The 3,433-nt window shown below is 62.2% G+C and carries 3 protein-coding genes and 1 pseudogene; all 4 read left to right on the top strand.

The annotated features are described in order from the left end of the window. Window positions 1–992: hypothetical protein (locus tag HV796_RS40900; protein ID WP_175233371.1), on the top strand; the 992-nt coding region annotated here is incomplete at its 5' end. A 287-nt stretch (window positions 993–1,279) separates the two neighbouring features. Then, complete coding sequence (locus tag HV796_RS40895) at window positions 1,280–1,510, top strand: hypothetical protein (protein WP_175233370.1); 231 nt, start codon at window positions 1,280–1,282, stop codon at window positions 1,508–1,510. Further along, window positions 1,510–1,863 carry an IS66 family insertion sequence element accessory protein TnpB gene (gene tnpB, locus HV796_RS40890; RefSeq protein WP_175233369.1) on the top strand — a complete coding sequence of 118 codons (354 nt, stop codon included), beginning with the start codon at window positions 1,510–1,512 and terminating at the stop codon, window positions 1,861–1,863. The genes HV796_RS40895 and tnpB overlap by 1 nt, the downstream gene beginning before the upstream one ends. Before the next feature lie 90 nt (window positions 1,864–1,953). Then, a pseudogene (gene tnpC / locus HV796_RS40885) lies at window positions 1,954–3,372 on the top strand (IS66 family transposase); the annotation flags it as partial. Between the last annotated feature and the right edge of the window lie 61 nt (window positions 3,373–3,433).

Genomic DNA, 3,433 nt, shown 5'->3' with positions numbered 1-3,433 from the left:
TTGACTGGGCCCACGCGGAGCAGGCGCGTGGACTGCCGCTTTCCCATGCGGAGCAGCAGATCCATGACAGCCTGAACGTGCCAGGGCGTCGACAGCCTGCTGCCCCTCTCCCGGGCAGCAGTCGCGCAAAGCCCCACGGACGGCTCGTACCGACATTACCTGAACACATCGATCTGCTGAAGGATCTGCCTGAAGAACTGAATAAGGCATACCGCTCTAACGTCAACCGGTTCCTGGTGCATCTGGAAGAGCAGGGGCAGTCATGGTCGCAACTGGTGCCCGCAGGCAGTGTTGCGGGTGCGCGACCTGCCGCGCTTGAACAGGCAGTCAACGAGGGTATCCGCCATTATGGCTTGCAGGCCAACACGCGCGCTGCGCTCAACCAGGCCTTTGGGTTCACGCTGCGAAGCGACGCCAAAATAGTTCGGCTTGCGCTGGATCTTCAGGAGCACAAGGATCTGCTGAAGAGTTTGCCTGAAGAACTGGATCGAAGATACCGCTCTTACGTCAATCGGTTCCTAGCCTATCTGGAAGAGCAGGGACAGTCATGGTCGCAACTGGTGCCCGCGGGCGGCGGTGCGGGTGCGCGTCCTGCCGCGCTTGAACAGGCCATCAACGAGGGTATCCGGCATCATGGCTTGCAACCCAGTACGCGCGCTGCACTCAACCAGGCCTTCGGGTTCAAACTGCAAGGCGACATACAAAGAGCGCCGGATCTTCAGGAGCACAAGGATCTGCTGAAGAATTTTCCCGAAGAACTGGATCAGGCATACCGTTCTCGTGCCAACCGGTTCCTGGTGCATCTGGAAGAGCAGGGTCAGTCATGGTCGCAACTGGTGCCCGCGGGCAGCGGTGCGGGCGCACGCCCTGTGGCGCTTGAACAGGCGGTCAACGAGGGGATTCGGCATCATGGCTTGCAACCCAGCACGCGCGCTGCACTCAACCAGGCCTTCGGGTTCAAGCTGCAAAGTAAAGCAGAAAAGCGGGGATAGCTCGGCCGAATATGTAGATGGTCTGGGTCGGCTCGAACTTCTTGTCCAGGTCTTTCCGGCCTGCGTCCGGCCTTCACCAGCTCGACCATGTGAGCCCGTAACTCCGCCGGGTACGGGGTACGATGCTTACCGATTTTGACACCTACTTCAGTTCAAAAGGATATGTGTCCGTTTTTGCGGGTCAAGCTCACTGTCTGGCCTGGCCCTGAAGGCCGGGGGTCAATGCCAACCAGTTACGCAAATGGGTTCGGCTGCACCAGAGCTCGGGCACGCGCGTACAGGAGGAAATGTCCAGCGGGCCATCGACCTTCGTACCGGTCATCGCGGTCGATGTCCCGGCACCGGCGCCGCTGTTGCGGCCCGCATCTGAACGGCGGCCATCGAACCTTTCGTCACGATCTGTGGCCCCGGCACGGTTGTCGGCCCAACTGCCCAACGGCGTGAAGCTCGAACTCGAATGTACGGCGAACGATACCGGACTGCTCGCTGCGATGGTTGCCGCGCTGGGAGCATACTGATGTTTCGCTTCGAAGCGGATCTGAAGGTCTTCCTCCATCGCGAGCCAATCGACTTCCGTGCTGGCATCAACAGTCTGGTGACGCTGGTCGAGCAGTCAATGCAACTCGATCCGTTTGCGCGTGCCGTGTTTGCGTTTCACAACCGCAGACGCAACCGGGTCAAGTTGCTGGTCTACGAACGCGCCGGATTCTGGCTGTTGTTGCGGCGCCTGGAGGAGGACCGCTTCGTGTGGCTGCGCCGGCAGCAGGCGGTCATCGAGCTGACAACCGAACAGCTACACTGGCTGCTTGAGGGTATCGACATTGAGGCGGTGCGTCGTCATCCGGAACGCTCGTACCGTCACGCGAGCTGATGGCGAGCGTGGTCAGCAAACGACAACGCGTCGGGACGTTACAAATTGACGTAAACCCATCGGGCCCGGCACCGCGCTATCCTGGCAGGCATGAACGAAGACGACTTCTCGCGATTGCCGCCGGCCGCCCAGGCCTATATCCGCGAACTCGAGGCGCGCAACCGGCAACTGGGTGAGCGCGTGGCGCAGCTCGAAGAACAGTTTCGCCTGGCGCAGAGCAAACGCTTTGCGCCGAGCAGCGAGAAGTTGCGCGATCGCGTCTTCGACGAGGCCGAACAGATCGCAGCCATTGAACCCGGCGACGATGATACCGACGGCGCCGAAGATACGTTCGCACTGCCCGACACGGGCCTGCCGGATGCACCAGCGCCGGCAGGCAGCAAACGTGGGCGCAAGCCGTTGCCAGCACACCTGCCGCGCCAGCGCATCGAATACGACCTGCCCGAAGACCAGAAGATCTGCCCATGCTGCGCGCACCCGCTTCACCGCATGGGCGAAGAGCTCAGCGAACAGTTGCATATCGAGCTCAATGCCTCGGTGCTGCAGCACGTGCGCTTCAAGTATGCCTGCCGTCATTGCGAACGGCACGCCGAGCGTGCACCGGTGATCACCGCTCCCATGCCCGCGCAGCCGCTGCCGGGCAGCAGCGCGAGTGCGGCCATGATCGCCACCGTCACGGCAGGCAAGTATGTCGACGGCACGCCGCTGTACCGGATGGCGCACGCGCTGGGTCGCGCAGATATCGAACTCAGTCGCGGCACACTGGCAAACTGGATCATCCGGCCCGCCGAACTGTACTACAGCCGGCTGTACGAAGCCCTGCGCAGGACTTTGCTGTCGCAGTCGATAATCCACGGCGACGAGACTACGGTGCAGGTGCTCAAGGAGCCTGGCCGTGCCGCGCAAAGCACCTCGTATATGTGGGTGTACCGCAGCGCCGAAGACTGTGCGCAGCCGGTCGTGCTGTTCGACTACCAGCCAGGGCGTGGCCAGGAATACCCTCAGGCGTTTCTCGCCGGTTACGAAGGCCTGCTGATGACTGACGGGTATGCTGCCTGGCGTACGCTCGAAGGCCCGGCGCACTTCGGCTGCCTGGCTCACGCACGGCGCGCCTTCGTCGAAGCCCTCAAGGGCATGAAGAAGCCTGGCGGCCGCGCCGCGCAGGCACTGGAATACTTCAAGGCGCTCTATCAGGTCGAGGCGCTGGCCAAAGCCGATCCGCCCGAAGGCGAAACGCGCGTGAACCATACGTACCGGTTGCGCCAGCAGCATAGCGTACCGCTGCTCGTGTCCTTCAGGGCGTGGCTCGATGAACAGGCCCCGCAGGTCTTGCCCGAAAGCCTGTTGGGCAAAGCCATTTCGTACACGCGCAATCAGTGGGCGTACCTCAGCCGCTACGTCAGCGACGGGCGCGCTCCCGTTGACAATAACGTTTGTGCTAAACCGCTCCGCAGGCGCTCGCTTCTATGGGCATTGAATGAACGACACGATGATTCCCGATGCCCGGCACATGGCCGTGGCACGCCGGAACCGTGCGATCTGGGAGAGCCGGTGGCGCGATGACAGCGGG

Source organism: Paraburkholderia humisilvae (assembly GCF_902859855.1).
Lineage (GTDB): Bacteria > Pseudomonadota > Gammaproteobacteria > Burkholderiales > Burkholderiaceae > Paraburkholderia > Paraburkholderia humisilvae.
This window is presented reverse-complemented; position numbering and strand designations above follow the sequence as displayed.